Raw genomic sequence first — 1,752 nt, 5'->3', positions numbered from 1 at the left:
AGCTGGTGGGCGACGCCGGCCGCACTGAATTCAGCAACGCCACCGCCCAGATCGTCGGCATCGTGGCCGCCGAACTTGCGGGCGGCAACGTGAACGATGGAGCCTTTATCGCCGGGCAGGTGGAATCCTACAACCGGCAATTGCACCCGCGCGAACGTGACCTGCTTGCCGAGCAGGCGGCCCTGATGGAAGCCGAACTCGGTGCGCCTCAGCTCGGTGATGTCTCTTGGGAAGACCTGCTGACGTTGGCGTCCGGTTCTTTGTTGGACCAGGAGACCACACAGCGCTTCAACGCATTGTTGACCCAGTTGAATAGCGGGAACAGTCCCTTTGAACAGCGTTTCCTGGCCGATCTGCAAACCGCCTATGCGGCCGTTCTCGGCTTGGCGGCGGCACACCAGGACCAGTCGCTGGCATGGCAGGACGGTAGCTCCATTACCGCCTACGGTGACGCCGTTTCCCCCTTCCAGGTCACGCCCGAGCAATTCCAGGATGACAGCCTGTTCAATAGTGTCTCGCCGGGTGCCCGAGGACTCGGCATTTTCGGCGGCGCCACGCCATACGGCTATGGTCAAGCCGTACAACACCAAGGGGAGATTTTCTCCTTTGGCCACGATCTGCCCGCGCTGGATACACTGTATGAACAGGTGCAATGGAGCGTAGCGGGCGGTGGCGCCACGCCATTTACCGGTGATATTCAACTGCTCCTTGGGGCAGGAGGGGTCGGTAGCGGCGCACGTCTTGGCCTGCAAACCATCGGTAACTTCACGATGCGTGATGCTGCCATCGACGGAGGGGCTGGAGTAGCCTTCGATATCATCGGACAGGCACTCGGGGGAGGAGATTTCCGGATGGGTCAAACGATTTCCGCCGGTGTTAACGCAGCGGCTTTTGGAGCAATTCCTGGGCGTAGTGGGAGCCTAGGTAGTTATGCAGCCTCAGGAGCTGCGGGAAATGTTTCACATACAGCTGCAATGAACCACGTATATGGGGATGGCCGCCCGCTTGAGTGGGCTGCTTTAGAAGGAGGGATATTTGGGTTCTTAGGGGTGAGTTCAGGTAGTCAGGCTAGGAATTTTTCTCAGAAAATCCCTGTGGAAATATCCGTGCCTTATATTTTTACTCCTCAGGCTGCTTTAACACCAATCGTGCAGACCCCAGGGCCACTTAGGTTAGAGCTAACTTCTGATGCTATTGGAAGAGCGGTTGGAACTGCTGTCGGTTCATCTTCACCCGTGTTCAATGGTTTAGGTGGTGATGAAACGGGAGGCTCTCGTGAGTAATGAATGGACATGGGTGTCTTATCTGAAGAGGCAAGCAAAGTTCCTCGCAACCTGCTCCACAGGAGCCTTGTTTTTCTGGAATAGTATAGAGATTGGTGGGTGGGTATATGAATTTTTTGGTTCTGAGCTCACGGGGTACGGTGCAGGCGCACAAATTGCTCGTAGAACATTGGCAATAGGTTTTATGCTGTTATTTATCTATGGTTTCTCTGTGGATACATTCAATACACTATATTACCGCAAATATCCTGACCGCTATCCTCCGGCGCGTAGGAGAAAGGAGTGAGAGATTATCTGGACACCAGCGCTCAATGCCAGGCCGCTACTGTGCAGACGTTGCCTCAGGTCTACGTACGGGTACGCGAAGGCGACGGCACCCTGGCCGGGCGCGAGGTGGTCAGCCTCACGGCCGATAATATCGCCAACCTGGGCGGCGAGATTGCCGCACGAGAATCGCTGAGCCTGGAGG

At 56.1% G+C, this 1,752-nt stretch carries 3 protein-coding genes; all 3 read left to right on the top strand.

What is annotated here, in order from left to right; all coding sequences use genetic code 11:
* Positions 1-1,283: hypothetical protein (locus HP566_RS20005; RefSeq protein WP_249979056.1), on the top strand; the 1,283-nt coding region annotated here is incomplete at its 5' end.
* A complete protein-coding gene (locus HP566_RS20000; protein ID WP_249979055.1) occupies positions 1,276-1,569 on the top strand; it encodes a hypothetical protein in 294 nt (97 codons plus the stop codon). The genes HP566_RS20005 and HP566_RS20000, both read left to right, overlap by 8 nt.
* A partial coding sequence (locus HP566_RS19995; RefSeq protein WP_249975485.1) for a hypothetical protein occupies positions 1,566-1,752 on the top strand: 187 nt, incomplete at its 3' end. The genes HP566_RS20000 and HP566_RS19995, both read left to right, overlap by 4 nt.

It is taken from the genome of Vreelandella olivaria, from assembly GCF_023507745.1.
Taxonomy (GTDB): Bacteria; Pseudomonadota; Gammaproteobacteria; order Pseudomonadales; family Halomonadaceae; genus Vreelandella; species Vreelandella olivaria_A.
The sequence above is the reverse complement of the archived record's forward strand: the minus strand, read 5'-3'. Positions and strand labels throughout refer to the sequence as shown.